General features: G+C 63.0%; 17 protein-coding genes. 11 read left to right on the top strand and 6 right to left on the bottom strand.

The features are described from left to right. Nucleotides 1–249: 249 nt before the first annotated feature. Nucleotides 250–672, bottom strand: a complete 423-nt coding sequence (locus ACIP1G_RS27335; protein WP_016499380.1) for an Lrp/AsnC family transcriptional regulator — start codon at nucleotides 670–672, stop codon at nucleotides 250–252. A 196-nt stretch (nucleotides 673–868) separates the two neighbouring features. On the opposite strand from ACIP1G_RS27335, the gene ACIP1G_RS27330 reads away from it, so the two are divergent. Both ACIP1G_RS27330 and ctlX read left to right on the top strand, forming a co-directional pair. Further along, on the top strand, nucleotides 869–1,921 hold the full coding sequence (locus ACIP1G_RS27330; RefSeq protein ID WP_400742678.1) for an ornithine cyclodeaminase: 1,053 nt from the start codon (nucleotides 869–871) through the stop codon (nucleotides 1,919–1,921). Nucleotides 1,922–1,948: 27 nt separating this feature from the next. Continuing rightward, nucleotides 1,949–2,902 carry a citrulline utilization hydrolase CtlX gene (gene ctlX, locus ACIP1G_RS27325; protein WP_400742675.1) on the top strand — a complete coding sequence of 318 codons (954 nt, stop codon included), beginning with the start codon at nucleotides 1,949–1,951 and terminating at the stop codon, nucleotides 2,900–2,902. 166 nt (nucleotides 2,903–3,068) lie between these two features. Here ctlX and ACIP1G_RS27320 read toward each other — a convergent pair whose 3' ends face one another. Both ACIP1G_RS27320 and ggt read right to left on the bottom strand, forming a co-directional pair. Beyond that, nucleotides 3,069–3,950 carry a LysR substrate-binding domain-containing protein gene (locus tag ACIP1G_RS27320; protein ID WP_400742672.1) on the bottom strand — a complete coding sequence of 294 codons (882 nt, stop codon included), beginning with the start codon at nucleotides 3,948–3,950 and terminating at the stop codon, nucleotides 3,069–3,071. 70 nt (nucleotides 3,951–4,020) lie between these two features. After that, nucleotides 4,021–5,811: a gamma-glutamyltransferase gene (ggt, locus tag ACIP1G_RS27315; protein ID WP_400742669.1), complete on the bottom strand. Its 1,791-nt coding sequence runs from the start codon at nucleotides 5,809–5,811 to the stop codon at nucleotides 4,021–4,023. A gap of 118 nt (nucleotides 5,812–5,929) precedes the next feature. Between ggt and ACIP1G_RS27310 the strand changes: the two genes are divergently transcribed. Next, entirely contained in the window at nucleotides 5,930–6,580 is a 651-nt protein-coding gene (locus tag ACIP1G_RS27310; protein ID WP_400742666.1) for an ankyrin repeat domain-containing protein, read from the top strand. A gap of 156 nt (nucleotides 6,581–6,736) precedes the next feature. Here the strand turns inward: ACIP1G_RS27310 and pobA are convergent, their stop codons facing one another. Next, nucleotides 6,737–7,924, bottom strand: a complete 1,188-nt coding sequence (gene pobA, locus ACIP1G_RS27305; protein WP_400742664.1) for a 4-hydroxybenzoate 3-monooxygenase — start codon at nucleotides 7,922–7,924, stop codon at nucleotides 6,737–6,739. A gap of 172 nt (nucleotides 7,925–8,096) precedes the next feature. Between pobA and ACIP1G_RS27300 the strand changes: the two genes are divergently transcribed. The 3 genes from ACIP1G_RS27300 (at nucleotide 8,097) to ACIP1G_RS27290 (ending at nucleotide 10,495) form a co-directional block, all read left to right on the top strand. Continuing rightward, a complete protein-coding gene (locus ACIP1G_RS27300; protein WP_400742662.1) occupies nucleotides 8,097–8,975 on the top strand; it encodes a helix-turn-helix domain-containing protein in 879 nt (292 codons plus the stop codon). Between the two features lie 202 nt (nucleotides 8,976–9,177). Continuing rightward, the gene (locus tag ACIP1G_RS27295; RefSeq protein WP_400742659.1) at nucleotides 9,178–9,576 is read left to right on the top strand and encodes a MerR family DNA-binding transcriptional regulator; all 399 of its coding nucleotides are present in this window, start codon (nucleotides 9,178–9,180) and stop codon (nucleotides 9,574–9,576) included. A 19-nt stretch (nucleotides 9,577–9,595) separates the two neighbouring features. Then, complete coding sequence (locus tag ACIP1G_RS27290; protein WP_400742657.1) at nucleotides 9,596–10,495, top strand: hydroxymethylglutaryl-CoA lyase; 900 nt, start codon at nucleotides 9,596–9,598, stop codon at nucleotides 10,493–10,495. Between the two features lie 532 nt (nucleotides 10,496–11,027). On the opposite strand, the gene ACIP1G_RS27285 is transcribed toward ACIP1G_RS27290, so the two are convergent. Next, complete coding sequence (locus ACIP1G_RS27285; protein ID WP_400742655.1) at nucleotides 11,028–11,546, bottom strand: MgtC/SapB family protein; 519 nt, start codon at nucleotides 11,544–11,546, stop codon at nucleotides 11,028–11,030. A gap of 252 nt (nucleotides 11,547–11,798) precedes the next feature. Between ACIP1G_RS27285 and ACIP1G_RS27280 the strand changes: the two genes are divergently transcribed. The 5 genes from ACIP1G_RS27280 to ACIP1G_RS27260 all read left to right on the top strand — a co-directional run bounded on the left by ACIP1G_RS27280 (nucleotide 11,799) and on the right by ACIP1G_RS27260 (nucleotide 18,860). Continuing rightward, nucleotides 11,799–12,038, top strand: a complete 240-nt coding sequence (locus tag ACIP1G_RS27280; protein ID WP_400742652.1) for a DUF3203 family protein — start codon at nucleotides 11,799–11,801, stop codon at nucleotides 12,036–12,038. A 121-nt stretch (nucleotides 12,039–12,159) separates the two neighbouring features. Continuing rightward, the gene (ccoG, locus tag ACIP1G_RS27275) at nucleotides 12,160–13,563 is read left to right on the top strand and encodes a cytochrome c oxidase accessory protein CcoG (protein WP_400742650.1); all 1,404 of its coding nucleotides are present in this window, start codon (nucleotides 12,160–12,162) and stop codon (nucleotides 13,561–13,563) included. A gap of 50 nt (nucleotides 13,564–13,613) precedes the next feature. Beyond that, nucleotides 13,614–15,023, top strand: coding sequence for a GntR family transcriptional regulator MpaR (gene mapR, locus ACIP1G_RS27270; RefSeq protein WP_400742647.1), 1,410 nt, complete (start codon nucleotides 13,614–13,616; stop codon nucleotides 15,021–15,023). Between the two features lie 57 nt (nucleotides 15,024–15,080). Then, nucleotides 15,081–16,730: an ATP-binding protein gene (locus tag ACIP1G_RS27265; protein ID WP_400742645.1), complete on the top strand. Its 1,650-nt coding sequence runs from the start codon at nucleotides 15,081–15,083 to the stop codon at nucleotides 16,728–16,730. 63 nt (nucleotides 16,731–16,793) lie between these two features. Continuing rightward, nucleotides 16,794–18,860 (top strand): PAS domain-containing protein, encoded by a 2,067-nt coding sequence (locus tag ACIP1G_RS27260; RefSeq protein ID WP_400742642.1) that lies wholly within the window; start codon nucleotides 16,794–16,796, stop codon nucleotides 18,858–18,860. Between the two features lie 9 nt (nucleotides 18,861–18,869). Here the strand turns inward: ACIP1G_RS27260 and ACIP1G_RS27255 are convergent, their stop codons facing one another. Continuing rightward, on the bottom strand, nucleotides 18,870–19,616 hold the full coding sequence (locus ACIP1G_RS27255; RefSeq protein WP_400742639.1) for an SDR family oxidoreductase: 747 nt from the start codon (nucleotides 19,614–19,616) through the stop codon (nucleotides 18,870–18,872). Nucleotides 19,617–19,833: the final 217 nt, after the last annotated feature.

Raw genomic sequence — 19,833 nt, 5'->3', positions numbered from 1 at the left:
TCGAAGCGTGGGTATTAACACAGATGAAAAAACAGTGCCCGGTGCAACTTCGCAGCGGGCTTACTTATTCTTTTAATACGCACCCATATGGCGCGCCCGGTACAGTCCCGCGAAAGCCGTTTCATTCTGCCAGCGGCCCGGTTCAAGCGGAACGCTACAGAATGCACAGCGCCAAACGTATTTTTTGCAGTGTGAAAAGCCCGGGTGGCAGTTTGCGCAATGCACCTGCCAGAAGGCCTGACCCGGCGGTCACATCTTGTAGGTCGAGAGCAGGATGCTGGTCTCGGTGTTTTCGATGTGCGGGATCGAGCGGATGGTGTTCAGCGCCCGGTCGAAAGCCTCGAGGGTGTCGGCGCGCAGCTCGGCCATGAGGTCCCAGCGGCCATTGGTGGTATGGATGGCCACCACATTGGGATGCCCGCGTAGTGCGTGCTTGACCTCGGCGGCGTGGTGGCCGCTGATGCCGATGCTGGTGATGGCGCGCACGCCCTGGTCCAGTGCATCGGAGCGCAAGCGTACCGTGTAGCCTATGATCACGCCTTGCTCTTCAAGCCGGGTAATGCGGTTTTGCACGGTTGCCCTGGCAACCTTGAGCTTCTTCGCCAGGGTCAGCACGGGGGTGCGCGCATTGTCCCGCAACAGCGCAATCAGTTCCCGATCGATAGTATCCATGGATGCCTGCCAAATAATCAGATTGCTATTTTGGGGTGGCAGATTGTCTAGAAAGTTGATGAAACTGGCAACCTGCTCTCTTCAATTTGACTCAACCTTTCATCAAAATTTGCCTGCTGACGAAATTCCAACAATCTCAAGCGTTCACCCTTGCAGTGTTCAAGGTGAGAACGCACTCATCAGGGTGCAAAGAGCCATGACGTATTTCATTGATGTTCCAACCATGTCGGACTTGGTGCATGACATTGGCGTAGCGCCGTTCATTGGCGAACTGGCTGCGGCCATTCGCGAAGACTTCAAACGCTGGCAGGAGTTTGATAAGTCCGCGCGTGTTGCCAGCCACTCCGAAGTGGGTGTGATCGAACTCATGCCGGTCGCCGACAACAGCCGCTATGCCTTCAAATACGTCAACGGCCACCCGGCCAACACTGCCCGCGACCTGCACACGGTAATGGCCTTCGGCGTGCTGGCCGATGTCGACACCGGCTACCCGGTGCTGCTGTCCGAACTGACCATCGCCACCGCCCTGCGCACCGCCGCCACTTCGCTGATGGCGGCCCAGGCACTGGCCCGGCCGAACTCGCGCAAGATGGCGCTGATCGGTAACGGTGCGCAAAGCGAATTCCAGGCGCTGGCCTTCCACAAGCACCTGGGTATCGAAGAAATCGTCGCCTACGACACCGACCCGCTGGCCACTGCCAAGCTGATCGCCAACCTCAAGGAATACAGCGGCCTGACCATCCGCCGCGCCAGTTCGGTGGCTGAGGCGGTAAAAGGCGTGGACATCATTACCACGGTGACCGCCGACAAGGCCTACGCCACCATCATCACCCCCGACATGCTTGAGCCCGGCATGCACCTGAATGCCGTGGGCGGCGACTGCCCGGGCAAGACCGAGCTGCATGCCGACGTGCTGCGCAACGCCCGGGTGTTCGTCGAGTACGAACCGCAAACCCGTATTGAAGGCGACATCCAGCAGTTGCCGGCGGACTTCCCGGTGGTCGACCTGTGGCGCGTGCTGCGTGGCGAAAGCGAGGGCCGCCAGAGCGATAGCCAGGTCACTGTATTCGACTCGGTGGGCTTCGCCCTGGAAGACTACACCGTACTACGGTATGTACTACAGCAAGCAGAGAAACGCGGTATGGGTAGTAAGATCGATCTGGTGCCATGGGTGGAAGACGACCCGAAAGACCTGTTCAGCCATACACGTGGCCGCGCTGCCAAACGCCGCATCCGACGCGTTGCCTAACCCTGCTGCCCACCCGAGTATTTCCACATGGCATTCCCTACGCGTTCGATTCAAGCACCTGCAGCAGTGGTCATGGTCCGGCCACATGCCTTCACCCCCAACCCGGAAACCGCAGCCGACAACTCGTTCCAGCGCAGCAGCCCCGACATCGCCGCGCAGGCCCTGGCCGAGGTGGCACGCGATGAAGTCACCCAGGCGGCCGGCAGGCTTGAGGCCGAAGGCGTGCGTGTGCACCTGTTCGACGACTTCGGCGAGCACAACACCCCCGACTCGGTGTTCCCCAACAACTGGTTCTCCACCCACCCCGGCGGGCACATCGCGATCTATTCGATGTACTCGCGCAACCGCCGCCGCGAACGCCGCGCGGATGTGATCGAGATGCTCAAGCATGAATACCGCGTTCAGGATGTGATCGATTATTCGGGATTGGAACAGGACGAGCTGTTTCTCGAAGGCACCGGCGCCATGGTGTTCGACCACCTGTCGCGGGTGGCCTACACCGCACGTTCCAACCGCGCCGACCCGATTGCCCTGGAGCGCTTCAGCACACACTTCAACTTCGAGCCGATGGTGTTCGACACCGCTGACGAGCAAGGCACGCCGATCTACCACACCAACGTGCTGATGTGTGTGGCGACCGAGTTTGCCCTGGTGGGCTTTGATACCTTCACCAACAAGGCGCGGGCCGAGGAGGTGCGCATGCGCCTGCTTGAATCGGGCCGGGATGTGATCGACCTGAGCAACCAGCAGATCAGCCAGTTTGCCGGCAATGCAATCGAGCTGTCGGGGCGTGACGGGCGCATTCTGGCGCTGTCGCGCAAGGCCTTCGACAGCCTGAACACACAGCAGCGCCAGCGCATCGAACGCTCGGCGCGGCTGGTGCCGCTGGATGTGCCGACCATCGAAATGGCCGGTGGCTCGGTGCGCTGCATGATTGCCGGGATTCATCTGTCGCCGCGGATGGCTGCGGCTTGTGCCTGATTCAACCGGTTGACGCGCCCCCTGTAGGAGCGGCCTTGTGTCGCGATCGGGCCGCAAAGCGGCCCCAGCACTTTTTGCGGCGAAGCTGAAAACCTGGGGCCGCTTTGCGGCCCGATCGCGACACAAGGCCGCTCCTACAAAGACCGCGTCAAATCGTCAGGCCCTGTCAGATCCCGCCACCTGCCAGCAACTGCGTCATCACCTCTGCCAACGCCTTGACCATCACATCCGCCGTCGGCCGATGGACAATGACGATTTCATAACTGTCGACCTCCGGCAGCCCTTGCCCTGCCCCCAGCACCCGGTGCTCACCAGTGGCCGCCCTGGGCGGTAGCAGGCTGATACCCATGCCATCGGCGACAGCCGCCTGAATACCGCTGAGGCTGGAACTGGTAAAACTGATGCGCCAGCGCCGGCCCATGCCTTCGATGGCGTTGATCATGTCTTCGCGGTACAGGCCGCGTGGCGGGAAGGTGACCAGCGGGATCGGGTCCAGCTCGAAGGCTGGCGTTTGCGCACTGTCGATCCACTGCAGCCGCTCGGGCCAGCAGGCCACGCCTTCGCGGGTGTTGCGCCGCTGCTTGAGCAGCACCAGGTCAAGTTCACCGTTGTCGTAGGCCTGGCTGAGGTCGCGGCACAGGCCACTGGTCACTTCCAGTTTCACCTGTGGGTGCAGCCGGCTGAACGCCGACAGCGCGTTGGTGGTACGCCCGCCAACGAAGTCTTCGGGCACGCCAAGGCGCACGGTGGTGCCGACCATCGCCCCGGCCAGAGCTTCGAGCATCTGGTCGTTCAGCGCCAGCATGTGGCGGGCATAGCCAAGCAAGGTCTGCCCGGCGTCAGTCGGCAACACGTCGCGGTTGCCACGCACCAGCAGGCGGTGGCCAACCATGTCCTCCAGGCGGCGTACCTTCTGGCTGATGGTCGACTGGGTCGAGTGCAGGCGCGCGGCCGCCGTGGTGAAGCTGCCGCAATCGGCCACCACAACAATGGCGCGTAGCAGGTCGAGGTCGAACAGAGCCCTATTCGATTTCACGCTGATAGACATCGTGGTATTCAACTACTGAATGACAAGACTGACTTCTAACACGCCACCTCTTGCACCGCAACGCACAGGGCTAGTCGCCGAGAACCACGCCTTCGCGCCGAGGGTCGGCACCGCCCGACCAGCCTTCGCCAGCACGCTGGATGATCTGCATGCCGCTGGTCATGGTCATGGGCGTCACCTCATGCCCCCAGGCAGCCAACTGCCGGATCAGCGCCGGGCTGGTCAGCCCTGCTTCCACTTCGGTGCTGGCATTGCGGCTACCGAAGTTGGGCAGGCCAGCGGCCTGTTGCGGGTTGAGTTGCCAATCCAGCAGGCCGACCAGTGCCTTGTTCACGTAACCGATAATCTGCGAACCACCCGGCGAGCCAAGGCTGGCCACCAGCTCACCTGAGGATCGCGAGAACACCAAGGTCGGCGCCATGGCCGACAACGGCCGCTTGCCCGGCTGCACCCGGTTGGCCACGGGCTTGCCCTGCTCCTGGGGGATAAACGAGAAGTCGGTCAGGGTGTTGTTGAGCAGAAAGCCCTTGACCATCAAGTGCGAACCGAACGCGGCCTCCACCGATGTGGTCATGGCCAGGGCCTGGCCGCTGTCATCCACTGCGCTGAGGTGCGAGGTGGAAATGCGCAGTGGCGAACGGTCAGGCGCCAGTGCCAGGTCGGCGCCCTGCGGCTGGCCCGGGCGGGCGCGCTTCATGCTGTGGTCGCTTATCTGCACGGCACGACTTGCCAGGTACGTGGCGTCGGTCAGGGCCTTGACCGGGACCGGCACATAATCGCTGTCAGCCAGGTACTGGGCACGGTCGGCAAAGGCCAGCCGCTCGGCCTCGGCGATCAGGTGCACGGCCAGCGGCGGCGCCTCCAGGCCAGCCGCAGATGTGGTGGCAACCGGCCGCAGCGCCGCCAGGTCGCGTTGCGGCGCGGCGCGCGGCGCGGCTTCAAGCATGCCCAGGGTCTGCAGCACCGCTACCCCGCCTGACGACGGCGGCGGCATGCCGCAGATGCGCCAGGCCTTGTAAGGGCCGCACACCGGCTCGCGCTGCTTGGCCTGGTACTGCTGCAAGTCCTGCAACGACAGGTAACCGGCATTGGCATGGCTGCGCACCTTGGCCACAATGGCTTCGGCAATCTCGCCGCTGTAGAACACTTCGGGGCCCTGCGCAGCGATCTGTTCGAAGGTTTGCGCAAGTTCCGGGTTGCGCAAAATCGTCCCCACCGCCAATGGCCTGCCCTGTTCATCGAGAAAATAGCGAGCCATGGCCGGTGACCGGGCAATAAAGGGATCGCCTTCTATCAAGGTGTGCAGCCTCGCGGAAACCGGGAAGCCGTTGCGCGCCAGGGCGATGGCCGGTGCGAACAGGTCGCGCCAGGGCAGCTTGCCGTGCTGTTCATGGGCCAGCTTCAAGGCACGCAATACGCCCGGTACGCCAACTGAACGCCCGCCGATCTGTGCCGCCCGGAATGGCATCGGTGAGCCATCGACTTGCAGGAACAGCTTTTCCGTCACTGCCGCGGGTGCAGCTTCGCGGCCATCAAACGCCTGCACGCGCTTGCCGTCCCAGTAGAGGATGAACGCCCCGCCACCAATGCCGCTGGATTGCGGCTCGACCAGGGTCAGCACCATCTGCATGGCGATGGCCGCGTCAATGGCACTGCCACCGGCGCGCAACATCGCCCGCCCCGCTTCGCTGGCCAGCGGGTTGGCAGCGGCGGCCATATGCCGCCTGGCATGCACCGGCTGCAGGCCGCTGCGGTACCCAGAAGCCAGCTCTGGTGGCGCCGGCAGCACCTGGTCGGCACAGGCCGAGCCGCTGGCAGCCAGCAGGCACAGGGCACTTATCAGCGGCGTGGAGAATTTCATCGACTTGCTTCCTGCCTTTTATCTATTCAGCGGGGCACTGTGGGTCATGCGCAAACTTAACTTCAAGCCTTGCCGCGATTTTTCTAGGATGCAGGCAAGTCATTGAGGAGCCCGCCCCATGCGTTTATCACTTGCTGCGATGGTGTTTGCCCTGTGCACCAGCCTTGCCACCCACGCCGAGACCAGCACCATGGACAACCGCCTGCACAATGCCGCCCGCCAGGATGATGTGCACACCCTGCAACAGTTGCTGGCACAAGGTGCCCAACTGGAAAGCCGTGATGACCAAGGGCGTACGGCCCTGCTGGTGGCCACCCACGGCAACCAGGTTGCGGCGGCGCAGGCACTGATCGAGGCCGGTGCCGATGTGAACGCCAAGGACAACATGGATGACAGCCCCTATCTGTATGCCGGCGCCCGGGGCCTGAACGACATCTTGCGGCTGACCCTGAGCCATGGTGCCGACCTCAAGAGCACCAACCGTTACGGCGGGACGGCACTGATTCCTGCAGCCGAGCGTGGGCATGTACAGACCGTGCAAATGCTGATCGATGCCGGGGTGGACGTGAACCACCTCAACCGCCTGCACTGGACCGCGCTGCTGGAGGCGGTGATTCTGGGCGATGGCGGGCCGCGGCATGTGGAGATTGTGCGCCGGCTGCTGGCGGCCGGGGCGGATCGGCAGATTGCCGACAAGGATGGGGTGACCGCGCTGGAGCATGCGCGGCAGCGGGGGTATCGGGAGATGGAAGCGCTGCTGGCTCGCTGATTCGGAGCCAGACGCAGTCCATGTAGGAGCGGCCTTGTGTCGCGATCGGGCCGCATAGCGGCCCCAGGTTTTCAGCTTCGCAGCATAAATAGCCGGGGCCGCCATGCGGCCCGATCGCGACACAAGGCCGCTCCACAGGGATTGCGTGATTGCCCGTCAGGCCACTTCTTCGAACGGCAGGCCTACATAGTTTTCGGCAATGTTTACCAGCCCCGCTGGCGAGGTGAGGAAGTACTCGCGGTCGGCCTCCTGCATCTTCTGGTCCCAGGCATCCTTGTGGCTGCCGAAATCATGCAGCAGCTGGGTCATGAACCAGCTGAAACGCTCGCCTTTCCATACCCGACGCAGGGCCAGCGGCGAGTACTGCGGCAGCAGGTCGGTCCGCCCTTCGCGGTAAACCTTGACCAGGATTCGGTACAGATAGTTGACGTCCGATGCTGCCAGGTTCAACCCCTTGGCGCCGGTAGGCGGGACGATGTGCGCGGCGTCGCCAACCAGGAACAAGTGGCCATACTGCATCGGCTCGACCACCAGGCTGCGCAGCGGCGCGATGCTTTTTTCCAGGGCTGGGCCCGTCACCAGGTCGGCCGCCACGTCGGCGGGCAAACGGGCTTTAAGTTCATCCCAGAAACGCTCGTCTGACCATTCCTCGACGCGGTCCTGCAAAGGTACCTGCAGGTAGTAGCGGCTGCGCGTTTGCGAGCGTTGGCTGCACAGCGCGAAACCACGCTCGTGGTGGGCATAGATCAGTTCGTGGTTGACCGGCGGCGTATCTGACAACAGGCCCAACCAACCGAACGGATAGACCCGCTCGTACTGCTTCAGCACACCTTCGGGGATGCTCTGCCGCGAGACACCATGGAAACCGTCGCAACCGGCGATGTAGTCGCAGTCCAGCCGATGCACCTGGCCATCTTTCTCGAAAGTCAGGTAGGGCTTCTCGCCTTTCAGTTCATGCGGCTGCACGTTGCTGGCCGAATAGATGATCGGCGCGCCACTGGCTTCACGTGCCTGCATCAGGTCACGGGTGACTTCGGTCTGGCCGTACACCATGACCGTCTTGCCGCCGGTCAGGGCCTTGAGGTCCAGGCGCTGGCGACGCCCGCCGACCAGCAACTCGACCCCTTCGTGCACCAGGCCTTCACGGTCCATGCGCTCGGCCACGCCGGCTTCGCGCAGCAGGTCGACCGTACCTTGTTCCAGCACCCCGGCACGGATGCGGCCCAGCACGTACTCGGCCGTTTGCCGCTCGACGATGACCGTGTCGATACCGGCTTTGTACAGCAGTTGGCCCAGCAGAAGGCCAGACGGACCTGCACCAATAATTGCAACCTGAGTTTTCATTGTTGTTGTCTCTGTTCGGACGATACCGGCCCTGGACTGGCAGTGGGGCGGCATCTGCTGTTAGGGTTTGCCCTTGCATTTTTACTGGCAAAAACCGCCGCTGAAGTGTGCTATCCCATGCAAAAACTGCACTTTTACAAATATCGTTCGATTAACGGACAGGCCAACCCACATGAAATCCACCCTCCCCGGCGTGCCATTGTTCAAGCTGTATGGCGAAAACCAGGCCTGGCCCGGCACCGACCTGCTGCACTGCGAGTCGATCCCGGCCCGTAGCCGCTTGCACCACTGGGAGATCAAGCCGCACCAGCATGCCGAGCTGTTCCAGCTGCTGTACGTGCAGCGCGGCCAGGCCCAGGTGGAAATCGAGGGGGTGCGCAGTGCCATCGGCGAAGCGGCGATCCAGGTGGTGCCGCCAATGACAGTGCATGGCTTTCGCTTCAGCGCTGACATCCAGGGGCATGTGCTGACCTTTGGTCCTGCACTGGTGGCGAACCTGGAGCAGCGCCTGGGCGCGCCGCTGAGTGTGCTGGCGAAACCGGCGTGTTACCCACTGGGCAAGGACCGTGTGCACCTGCGTAGCCTGATCGACACCTTGCAGCAGGAGTACCAGGGCAACGCCCCGGCACGGGCGGCGCTGCTGGAGGCGCTGGTAACGGCGCTGATGGTGTGGATCAGCCGCCGCCAGCAATTGGGACAGGCGCCGCGCAACCGCGATGAACGTGACCGCCAGTTGCTGGGGCAGTATTTGCGCCTGGTCGAGGCGCATTACCGTGAGCACCTGTCGGTAGAGGATTTTGCCGCGCGGTTGAATGTTCCGAGCCTGCAACTGAACCAGCTGTGCCGGGCGTTGAGTGGGCAGACGGCGCTGCAGGTGGTGCACCAGCGGCTGTTGCTGGAGGCGCGGCGGAGTCTGGTTTACACGCGGATGAGCATTGGGCAGTTGTCGGATAGCCTGGGGTTTACCGACCCGACGTATTTTGCGCGGTGGTTCAAGCGGTTGAGTGGGCAGACGCCCAATGGCTATCGGCGGGCGGTGCAGCCTGACTGATTTGCGGTTGCCTGTGCGGGCCTCTTCGCGGGTAAACCCGCTCCTACAAGGGGCTGCGCAAGCCCCAGGCCGGCGCCACCCTTGTAGGAGCGGGTTCACCCGCGAAGAGGCCAGCACCGGCAACACACATCTTCAGCCCCCTGCTTGACGTAAACGTCAACCTACCCTCAGGATACCCGCATACCCCACGCCGAGCCCCAGCATGAGCACCCAGACCTACAGCATCTCCGACCTGTCCCGCGAGCTGGACATCACCACCCGCGCCATCCGCTTCTACGAGGAACAGGGCCTGCTGAGCCCTGAGCGCCGCGGCCTGGAACGTATCTACTCGGCGCGCGACAAGGTCAGCCTCAAGCTCATCCTGCGTGGCAAACGCATCGGCTTTTCCCTGGCCGAATGCCGCGAGCTGATCGAGCTGTACGATCCCACCAGCGGCAACCTCAAGCAGCTCCACAGCATGCTGGCGAAAATCGCCGAACGGCGCGCGCAGCTGGAGCAGCAGATGCTCGACATTCACCAGATGCAACTGGAACTGGACACCGCCCAGGAACGCTGCGAACAGGCCCTGGCCGCCACCCTGAACAACAATGACAACCGCTGAACGCCACAGGAAACCCGCCATGTCCTTGCCCAAACACGTCCGCCTGGTCGAAGTAGGCCCCCGCGACGGCCTGCAGAACGAAGCCCAGCCCATCAGCGTCGCCGACAAGGTGCGCCTGGTTGACGACCTTACCGAAGCGGGCCTGGCCTACATAGAAGTGGGCAGCTTCGTCTCGCCCAAGTGGGTACCGCAGATGGCCGGTTCCGCCGAGGTGTTCGCCGGCATCCAGCAGCGCCCCGGTGTTACCTATGCAGCGCTGGCGCCGAACCTGCGCGGCTTTGAAGACGCCCTGGCTGCGGGGGTGAAGGAAGTCGCCGTGTTCGCGGCCGCCTCCGAAGCGTTCTCGCAGCGCAACATCAACTGCTCGATCAGCGACAGCCTCAAGCGCTTCGAACCGATCATGGAAGCCGCCCGCAACCAAGGTGTGCGCGTGCGTGGCTATGTGTCATGCGTGCTCGGCTGCCCCTATGAAGGCAAGGTCAGCGCCGAGCAAGTAGCCCCCGTGGCCCGCGCCCTGCACGACATGGGCTGCTACGAGGTTTCGCTGGGCGACACCATCGGCACCGGCACCGCCGGCGATACCCGGCGCCTGTTCGAGGTGGTCTCGGCACAGGTACCGCGCGAGCAGCTGGCCGGACACTTCCACGACACCTATGGCCAGGCACTGGCCAACGTCTATGCCAGCCTGCTCGAAGGCATCAGCGTGTTCGACAGCTCAGTGGCCGGGCTGGGCGGCTGCCCTTACGCCAAGGGGGCTACCGGCAATATCGCCACGGAAGACGTGGTGTACCTGCTGCAGGGGCTGGGCATTGAAACCGGCATCGACCTGGGCCGGCTGATTGCCGCCGGCCAGCGTATCAGTAGCGTGCTGGGCCGCGACAACGGGTCGCGGGTTGCACGCGCACGCAGCGCGCAATAAGTCATACGGGTGTCACATACGTGTGGGCGAAGTGTTACCGCCCCCACGTTTCGCAGCAAAAAATCGGGTAACAGGGAAACAAATCGGCAGAATTTCAGGCCATGCGGTTTCGACAAAATTCGCTAAGCGCCTGATTTTAAAGTGTTTGCAAAAGTTGGCACGCACCCTGCTATATCTCTGGTACAACAACAAAAGAATGTGACACCTAATAAAAACAACAGGTAGCGGCTCTGACATAACAAGAACAACACGGCAGAGGCGTAGCAAGCAGATTTTTTTGGAGTCGACACGCTTTTCAGGGGTACGCCCCGCGGTCTGGCACAGAACAATAAAACTACCTCAAGGTAGCAGCAGCCAGGTTCGGATCAGCAATGATGAAGGCAGGTCAGCGCTCAAAAAAATACGTTTGCTCTTGACCCCGCATGGGGGTCGCCCGCAACACCAAGGCAGGCCTACAAAAACAACAAAAGGCCAGTCTTCAATAATAAAAAAAGAGCAGGCAACAACGCTTTGAGGGGAGCTTAGGCTCCCCTCAGTGCTTCCTGCCCTCTTCCTCCTCCTGCTTCCCCTCATCCTGCCCTTCGACCTTATCCACCAGCAATGGCATCGTGCCCAGCACCAGCAGGGCCAGCACCGTGCTGATCAACGCCGTGGCTTCGCGGCCCATGCCAGCTGCCGTGCCGATGGCGGCGGTCATCCATAACCCGGCGGCGGTGGTCAAGCCTTTCACATGGCTGGTGTCCTGGCCGTTACCCTTGAGAATGGTGCCTGCACCGAGAAAGCCGATACCGGCGACAATACCCTGGATCACCCGGCTTAGCGCCTGTTCATCAGCGCCAGCCATGCTGGGTGCCAGTACGAACAGCGCGGCACCCAGCGAAACCAGCATGTGGGTGCGCACCCCGGCGGATTTGCCTTTGTGTTCGCGCTCGAAGCCCAGTACCGCACCCAGGATGGCGGCCATCAGCAATCGCACAAGCACTTGTACCACTTCGCGCTGGTCGGCGATGTCGGCGAATTCGGCCTGGATCGTTTGCCAGATGAGGTCCATTGCCTTGTTCCCATGCTGGGTATTGTGTTGCCAGGCCTGGCCTCTTCGCGGGTAAACCCGCTCCCACAGGATTACCACAGGTTTCGAATGTTGTGCCGTACCTGTGGGAGCGGGTTTACCCGCGAAGAGGCCGGGCCTGCCATCTACAAAAACTGACCACCATACACAGCGGAAAGTGCCGCTCAGCCTGCCGATGCAGCAACCTGCCCTTCACTGCGGTCCACCCTGTAACCGCCCCAGGAGGACCACCCCATGCCAGTTGAAATCGACGAAGCCACCCGCCGCTGCACCTTGATCGGCGAGGACCTGCGCATCGAGGGCGAAGGCCCGGACATCGAAATCATCACCGACGAGCAACTGCGCATGTCGGTGGCCCTGCTCGCCGGCCAACGCGTGCCCATCACCGAAGCCGAGGCCGATGCGCTGACCGTGGCGGGTGCGGTGGATAGCCGCAGGCATCTGAAGGCCAGCGTGCCAGGCTCGGTAATCTGAGGCCTGGCGGGGCCAGGCTGAAAATCTGATATGGTTTTTATCGCAAAATCTGAGCCTGTGCTGATAACAGCCTCAGGGCCATAGTGCTCATGCCTGATCGAGGCCTGATGAGCACCGAACCATGAACGATAGAATCCCTTTCACAGAGATCACCGCCGCCCCAGCCAGCACTCAACCGCGACGCACCGACAGCGGCATCCATACCCGCAGCTTCACCGGGCTGTACCGCAACCTGCGCATCGGCTTCGCTGGCGCATTGTTTGTGCTGTTCTTCGGCACCGCCTGGCTGAACTGGAACGGCCGTCAGGCCGTGCTGTGGGACCTGGGCAATAGCAAATTCCACATCTTTGGCGCCACCTTCTGGCCACAGGATTTCATCCTGCTGTCGGCATTGCTGATCATCTGCGCCTTTGGCCTGTTCGCCATTACCGTGTATGCCGGCCGCGTGTGGTGTGGCTACAGCTGTCCGCAGAGTACCTGGACCTGGCTGTACATGTGGTGCGAAAAGGTTACCGAGGGTGACCGCAACCAGCGCATCAAGCTGGCCGCCGCGCCCTGGAGCCTGAACAAACTGGCCCGCCGCACGCTCAAGCACAGCCTGTGGCTGGTCATCGGCGTGGTCACCGGGCTGACCTTTGTCGGTTACTTCACCCCCATCCGCCCGCTGGCGGCAGAGCTGTTCTCCTTGCAACTGGGCGGCGTGGCGTTGTTCTGGGTACTGTTCTTCACCGCCGCCACCTACATCAATGCCGGCCTGCTGCGCGAGGCGGTGTGCCTGCACATGTGCCCCTATGCGCGCTTCCAGAGCGTGATGTTCGACAAGGACACCCTGGCGGTCGCCTATGACTCGCGCCGCGGTGAAGCCCGTGGCCCGCGCAAAAAAGGCAGCGATGCCCGCGCGCAGGGCCTGGGCGACTGCATCGACTGTACGCTGTGCGTGCAGGTATGCCCTACCGGTATCGATATTCGCGAAGGCTTGCAAATGGCCTGCATCGGCTGCGCGGCCTGCATCGACGCCTGCGACGGGGTAATGGACAAGATGGGCTACGCCCGTGGGCTGATCGGCTACAAGTCCGAACACAGCCTGCAGGGCGGTACTACCCACTGGCTGCGCCCGCGCCTGCTGGGTTACGCCGTTGCGCTGGTGGTGATGATCGCAGCGCTGGTGGTGGCCCTGCAGTTGCGCCCAATGGTGTCGCTGGACGTGATCAAGGACCGCGGCCTGTTCCGCGAAAATGCCCAGGGCCAGATCGAGAACATCTACCTGCTCAAGGTCATCAACAAGACAGAACGTACCCGGCACTATGAGCTGCGCCTGCTGGACGCCGAAGGTTTCACGCTGCAGGGCAACACTGCACTGGTCATCCCCGCAGGCGAAATGAGCGAACTGCCAGTTTCGGTGGCAATGCTGGCCGAGCGCCCAGCCAGCAGCTCGCAGACGCTGAGCTTCGAGATCAGCGAGCGCGACGACCCCACCATCCGCAGCGTGGCCCACAGCCGCTTCGTCGCGCCGATGAATCGCTGATCCCTTACACTGACTCCACCTTGCCTGCCAGGCTTCGACAGAAGGCCAGAATGAAACGCTACGAACGCTTCGCCGACGACATTGCCGAACTGATCCGCTCCGGGGTGCTTGGCCCCGGCCAGCGCGTGCCTTCGGTGCGCTACGCCAGCCAGACCCACGGGGTGAGCCCGTCCACCGTGTTCCAGGCCTATTACCTGCTGGAGCGGCGCGGGCTGATCCGCGCCCGGCCGCGTTCGGGTTACTTCGTCAACGCCCACGCCCCACGCCAGTTCAGCGAGCCGCAGGCGTTGCAGCCGGTCAGCGAGTCCACGGATGTCGACGTCAGCGCGCTGGTGTTTTCGATCCTCGATTCAATCAAGGACCCCAACACCATACCGTTCGGCTCGGCCTTCCCCAGCCCCGAGCTGTTCCCGCTGCAACGCCTGTCGCGCTCGCTGGCCAGCGCCAGCCGCAGCATGGACCCGCGCATGGTGGTGACCGACCTGTCGCCCGGCAACCCACAGCTGCGCCGGCAGATTGCCCTGCGCTACATGGTCGGCGGGCTGATGCTGCCGATGGAAGAGTTGCTGATCACCAACGGCGCGCTGGAGGCCCTGAACCTGTGCCTGCAGGCGGTCACCCAGCCCGGCGACCTGGTGGCCATCGAGGCGCCTGCGTTCTATGCCTGCCTGCAAGTACTGGAGCGGCTCAAGCTCAAGGCCGTGGAAATTCCCGTGCACCCGCGCGAAGGCATGGACCTTGGGGTACTGGCGCAAACCCTGGAAAAGCACCCGGTAAAAGCCGTGTGGTGCATGACCAACTTCCAGAACCCGGTAGGCGCAAGCATGCCAGAGGCGAAAAAGCAGGCCCTGGTGGAACTGCTGGCGCGGCATCAAGTGCCGTTGATTGAAGACGACGTGTACGCCGAGCTGTACTACGCGCAGCAAGCGCCCAAGCCAGCCAAGGCCTTCGACACCCAAGGCCTGGTGATGCATTGCGGCTCGTTCGCCAAAAGCCTGGCACCGGGTTACCGCATTGGCTGGGTGGCGGCCGGGCGCTTCGCGCAGAAGATCGAACGGCTCAAGCTGATGACCTCGCTGTGTGCCTCGATGCCGGCCCAGGCGGCTATCGCCGACTACCTGCAGCACGGCGGCTATGACCGCCACCTGCGCAAGCTGCGCTACGCGCTGGAAGGTCAGCAAGCCAACATGCTGGCGGCCATCGCCCGCCACTTCCCGGCGCAAACGCGGGTCAGCCAGCCCTCCGGCGGTTACTTCCTGTGGCTGGAGCTGCCCGAACAAATGGACGCCCTCAAGCTGTTCCACATGGCCCTGGCCCAAGGCATCAGCATCGCACCCGGGCCGATCTTCTCGCCCACCCGGCGCTTCGGCAACTGCATTCGCCTGAACTACGGCAGCCCCTGGCATGACGGCGCCGAACGGGCCATGGAAACCCTCGGGCGTATCATCCGCTCGTTCTGATGGCTGATGGCCCGGGAGGCGACTATAGTTGCTCGATCCGCTCACCGGGCCCTCGCCATGCAGCCAGATTCACTTCCCTCCGTTGCACTGCTGCAGGCACGTGTCGCTGAGCTGGAAGCACGCCTGGCCGAGCGTGAAGGCACCGCGCAGGCGCACATCAAACTGCTGGGCGAGCTACTCGACAACAGCCTGGCCAACGTGTTCGCCGCCGACCGCAAGATGCGCCTGGTGGCCATCAACCGCATGGCCCGCGAAACCTTCGAGCGCTACCGTGGTTTCGTGCCGCAGATCGGCGATTACGTGCCACAGTTCCTGGTCAACCAGCCCGATATCATGAGCCGCCTGGCCCCGGTGTGGCCGCGAGTACTGGCCGGCGAAGCCTTCATCGATACCATCACCCTCGGGCCAGCTGACGCACCACGCCATTACGAGATCCGCTACCACCCGCTGCGCGATGCGCAGCAGCGGATACAGGGCGGGTACATGTTTGCTTATGACATTACCGAACGCATGGCCGAGCAGCAGCGCCTGCAGCAAGCCGAAGAGGCCCTGCGCCAGTCGCAGAAAATGGAAGCGGTCGGCCAGTTGACCGGTGGTATCGCCCACGACTTCAACAATCTGCTGGGCAGCCTGCTTGGCGCGCTGGAATTGGCCGAGCAACGCCTGGGCCAGCAGCGCCTTGCCGACACCGCTCGGCTACTTGAGCTGAGCCGCAACAATGCACTGCGCGCCTCCGCGCTGGTACAGCGCCTACTGGCCTTCTCCCGCCAGCAGACACTGTTGCCGCAACCCGTCGATGTGCAGTGCCTGGTGGCAGGCATGCACGACCTGATCGGCAGTTCAACCGGCCCGCATATCAACTTCCACGACCAGACGCAGGCTGGGCAATGGCCGATCCGCATCGACCCCCAGCAGCTGGAAAGTGCCCTGCTCAACCTGTGCATCAATGCCCGTGACGCCATGCCCTTGGGCGGCACCCTCAGCATCGCGAGTGAAAACACCGACCTGACCGAGGCCGAGGCCACACATCTGGATCTGCCCAGGGGGCGGTATTTGCACATTCGTGTCGCCGATACCGGCATGGGCATGTCCAGCGCAGTGCGCCAGCGTGCCCTTGGACCATTCTTCACCACCAAACCACTGGGCCAAGGTACCGGCCTGGGGTTGTCGATGGTGTATGGCTTTGTACGGCAGTCTGGCGGGCAGCTGAATATCGACAGCGTGGCCGGGCAAGGCACGTGCATCCACCTGTACTTTCCCCAGGACGAAAACGTCAGCGCCAGCAGCCAGCCGGAGCCAGCCACAGCAACCGTTGCTGCGCCACCTATGCAACGGATCATGCTGGTGGAGGACCAACCCGCCCTGCGCCTGGTGATGGTCGAAGTGCTGACGGAACTGGGCTACCAGGTACAGGCGTTCGAACGAGGCCGCCCGGCACTTGAAGCACTGCACCAAGGCCCTGCACCCGACTTGCTGATCAGCGATGTCGGCCTGCCCGGGGGCATCGACGGCTATCAACTGGCAGAGGCGTTTCAGGGCCTTGTGGCGAATGCCCCGGTGTTGCTGATTACCGGCTATGACACTGCCGACATCCCACCCAATAGCCGGCCCGACAGGCGCACCGAGGTGCTGCCAAAACCGTTCGACCTGCAGAGCCTGGGCCAACGGGTAGAGCACTTGCTGGGCATTTCCCCACCCCCAGGCTAACCGGCTATCCGCCTGTAGGTGAACACGTTAAAGTCTGGGCTTCCTTTACTGTCGGACGTCGGCATGCCATCCCGCGACCAGCTCTCACTGCGTCAACAAGTCGAAGCCTTGCAGCGGCAAAACGCGCTATTGGAGGCACAGCTCGCCAGCCTGAAAGACCACGATCAGAACTTCTACCGTTCGTTGTTCGACACCATGGACGAAGGTTTCTGCATCATCGAGTTCTTCGATGGCCCGCACGGCCCGCTCAGTGACTATGTGCACGTACTGGCGAACGCGGCCTATGCCAAGCACGCCGGTATCCCCAACGTGGTCGGGCAGAAACTGCGGGAAATGGTGCCCGACGAGGCTGACGGTTGGGTGGCCCGCTATGGTGCGGTACTGCGCACGGGCGAGCCCCTGCATTTCGAGCAGGAACTGGTCGCCACCGGCCACGTGCTGTCGGTGACGACCTTCCGCGTAGAGCCTGCCGAGAAACGCCAGGTAGCCGTGTTGTTCAAGGACGTCACCGAACGCCGGCGGGCAGAGTTGGCCCTGCAGCGCCTGAATGCAGAACTCGAACAACGGGTGAGTGCCGCACTGGCAGAGCGCAGGCTGTTTGCCGAGCTGGTCGATCACAGCGTGGTCAACGTACACGTGGTCGGCAAGGACATGCGCTGGCTGGCCGTCAATCGCCAGGCCAGGCACGACTTCCAGCTGCTGTATGGGATAACACCGGAAGTCGGCGATTACCTGCCAGGGCTATTCGACGATGGCAGCGCTGACCAGACGCCAATCCTGCCCATGTGGCAGCGCGCCCTGGCGGGCGAGCAGTTCACTGAGATCGGCGCTTTTGGCCAGGCGCCCACGCGCCGCCACTACGAGCTGCGCTTCAATGCCTTGCGCGACCATGAAGGCGAAATACAGGGTGCCTTCCTGTTTGCCTACGACATCAGCGAACGGGTGCTAGAGCAGGAGCGCCTGGCCAAGACCGAGGAAGCCCTGCGCCAAGCCCAGAAAATGGAAGCCGTGGGCCAGCTCAGTGGTGGTATCGCCCATGACTTCAACAACCTGCTGGGCGGCATCCTGGGCGCCCAAGAGCTGATGCGCCAGCGCCTCGACCAATCGCGTTTCGACGCATTGGAGCCGTTGCTGGAACTGTCCAGCGGCTCGGCACAGCGGGCCTCTTCGCTGGTGCACCGGCTGTTGGCCTTCTCCCGCCAGCAGACCCTGCAACCTTGCTCTACCCAAGTGGCCACGCTGGTGACCGGTATGGAAGAGCTGTTGCGTCGCACCATCGGCCCGGCCATCACCCTGACCAGCCAGTTCGCCAACCCGCTTTGGCCGACGTTTATCGACCCGCCACAACTGGAAAGCGCCCTGCTCAACGTGTGCATCAACGCCCGCGATGCCATGCCTGAAGGCGGTGTGATCGACATCATCGGCGACAACTTGCAGCTTGACGATGAACAGGCCCTGGCGCTGGAACTGCCTGCCGGCGAGTACCTACGGCTAAGCATCGTAGACAACGGCCGTGGCATGTCGGCGGAGGTAGCGGAGCGCGCGGTTGACCCGTTCTTCACCACCAAACCCATGGGCCAGGGCACTGGCCTGGGTTTGTCGATGACCTATGGTTTCGTGCGCCAGTCGGGTGGGCAACTGCGTGTGCTGTCGGTGCTTGGCGAGGGTACACGCATTGAACTGCTGCTTCCCCGCCACCATGAGCAACCTGCAGCCTCTGCCGCCAAGCCCCGGCGCACCTTGCTGGAAAATAGCAGCACAGCTGCGCAGCGCATCCTGCTGATCGAGGACCAGACAGCCCTGCGCCTGGTGGTCTGCGAAGTGCTGGAAGAGCTGGGCTACCTGGTCGATGCCTTCGAGAACGGCCCAGCCGCCCTCGCCCACCTGCAAAACGGCGAACGGCCAGACTTGTTGCTGAGTGATATCGGCCTGCCCGGCGGCCTGAATGGCCGCCAGGTGGCCGAACGTTGCCGCGAGCGCTACCCGGAGCTCAAGGTGCTGTTCATCACCGGCTATGACGAAAGCGCCGCGCTCGGTGGCGGCCAGTTGCTGCAAGGCACGCTGGTGCTGACCAAGCCATTCGAGCTTGGCGTACTGGCCGAGCGGGTACGCGCATTGCTGGAAGATTGACGGGCGCGTTCAGCGCCCGCCACCCAGGTCGACGAAGCTCCCGGTGGAATAGGACGCTTTGTCCGAGAGCAACCAGAGAATGGCCTCGGCCACTTCCTCGGGGCGCCCACCACGGCCCATGGGCAAACCGGGCTCGAGCTTGCTGACCCGGTCGGGGTCACCGGACAGCGCATGGAAACCGGTGTGTATGTAGCCCGGACGCACGGCATTCACCCGCACGCCCTCGCCGGCTACCTCCTTGGCCAGGCCGATGGTGAAGGTATCGAGCGCGCCTTTGGAGGCGGCATAGTCGACATATTCGTTGGGCGAGCCCAGGCGCGCGGCCACCGACGATACGTTGACGATGGCCCCGCCCTGCCCGCCATGCCGGCGTGCCATGCGCAGCAGGGCGTGCTTGGCGCAGAGCATGGGGCCCACGACGTTGGTTTTCATGACCTTGAGCAGGCGGAACTCGGACATGTCTTCGACGCGGCTCTGCTGGCCGATGGTGCCGGCGTTGTTGACCAGTGCGGTGACCGGGCCGAGTTCTTCGTCGACGTGCTGGAACAGCTGGATGATTTCATCTTCGACGCTGGCGTCGGCGCGCACGGCGATGGCTACGGCGCCCAGGGCGCGGACCTGGCTGAGGATGCTTTCGGCGGCCTGGTCGTCGGCGTGGTAGTTGATGCAGATGCGGTAGCCCTGGCGGGCGGCCAGCAGCGCCGTGGCGGCGCCGATGCCGCGGCTGCCGCCGGTGATGACGATGACTTTCTGCATGGATTTGCCAATCGTTGAGGAAGGGATGATCGACAATAGGTGAAAAGGTTGTGCATGGGAATGACCAAGGTCAGCGCAGTCCCCCTAACTGCTCTTGATCTTGCTCTTGCTCTTGCCCTTGCTCTTGATCTTGATCTTGATCTTGATCTTCGCGACTTCAGGAGGCCGAACGCAGGCCTTGCGGAGGGAGGTGACGGGCATGGATGCCCGTCAAGCG

The organism is Pseudomonas sp. NPDC089392, from assembly GCF_044749595.1.
In the GTDB taxonomy this organism is placed as follows: Bacteria; Pseudomonadota; Gammaproteobacteria; order Pseudomonadales; family Pseudomonadaceae; genus Aquipseudomonas.
The sequence above is the reverse complement of the archived record's forward strand: the minus strand, read 5'-3'. Positions and strand labels throughout refer to the sequence as shown.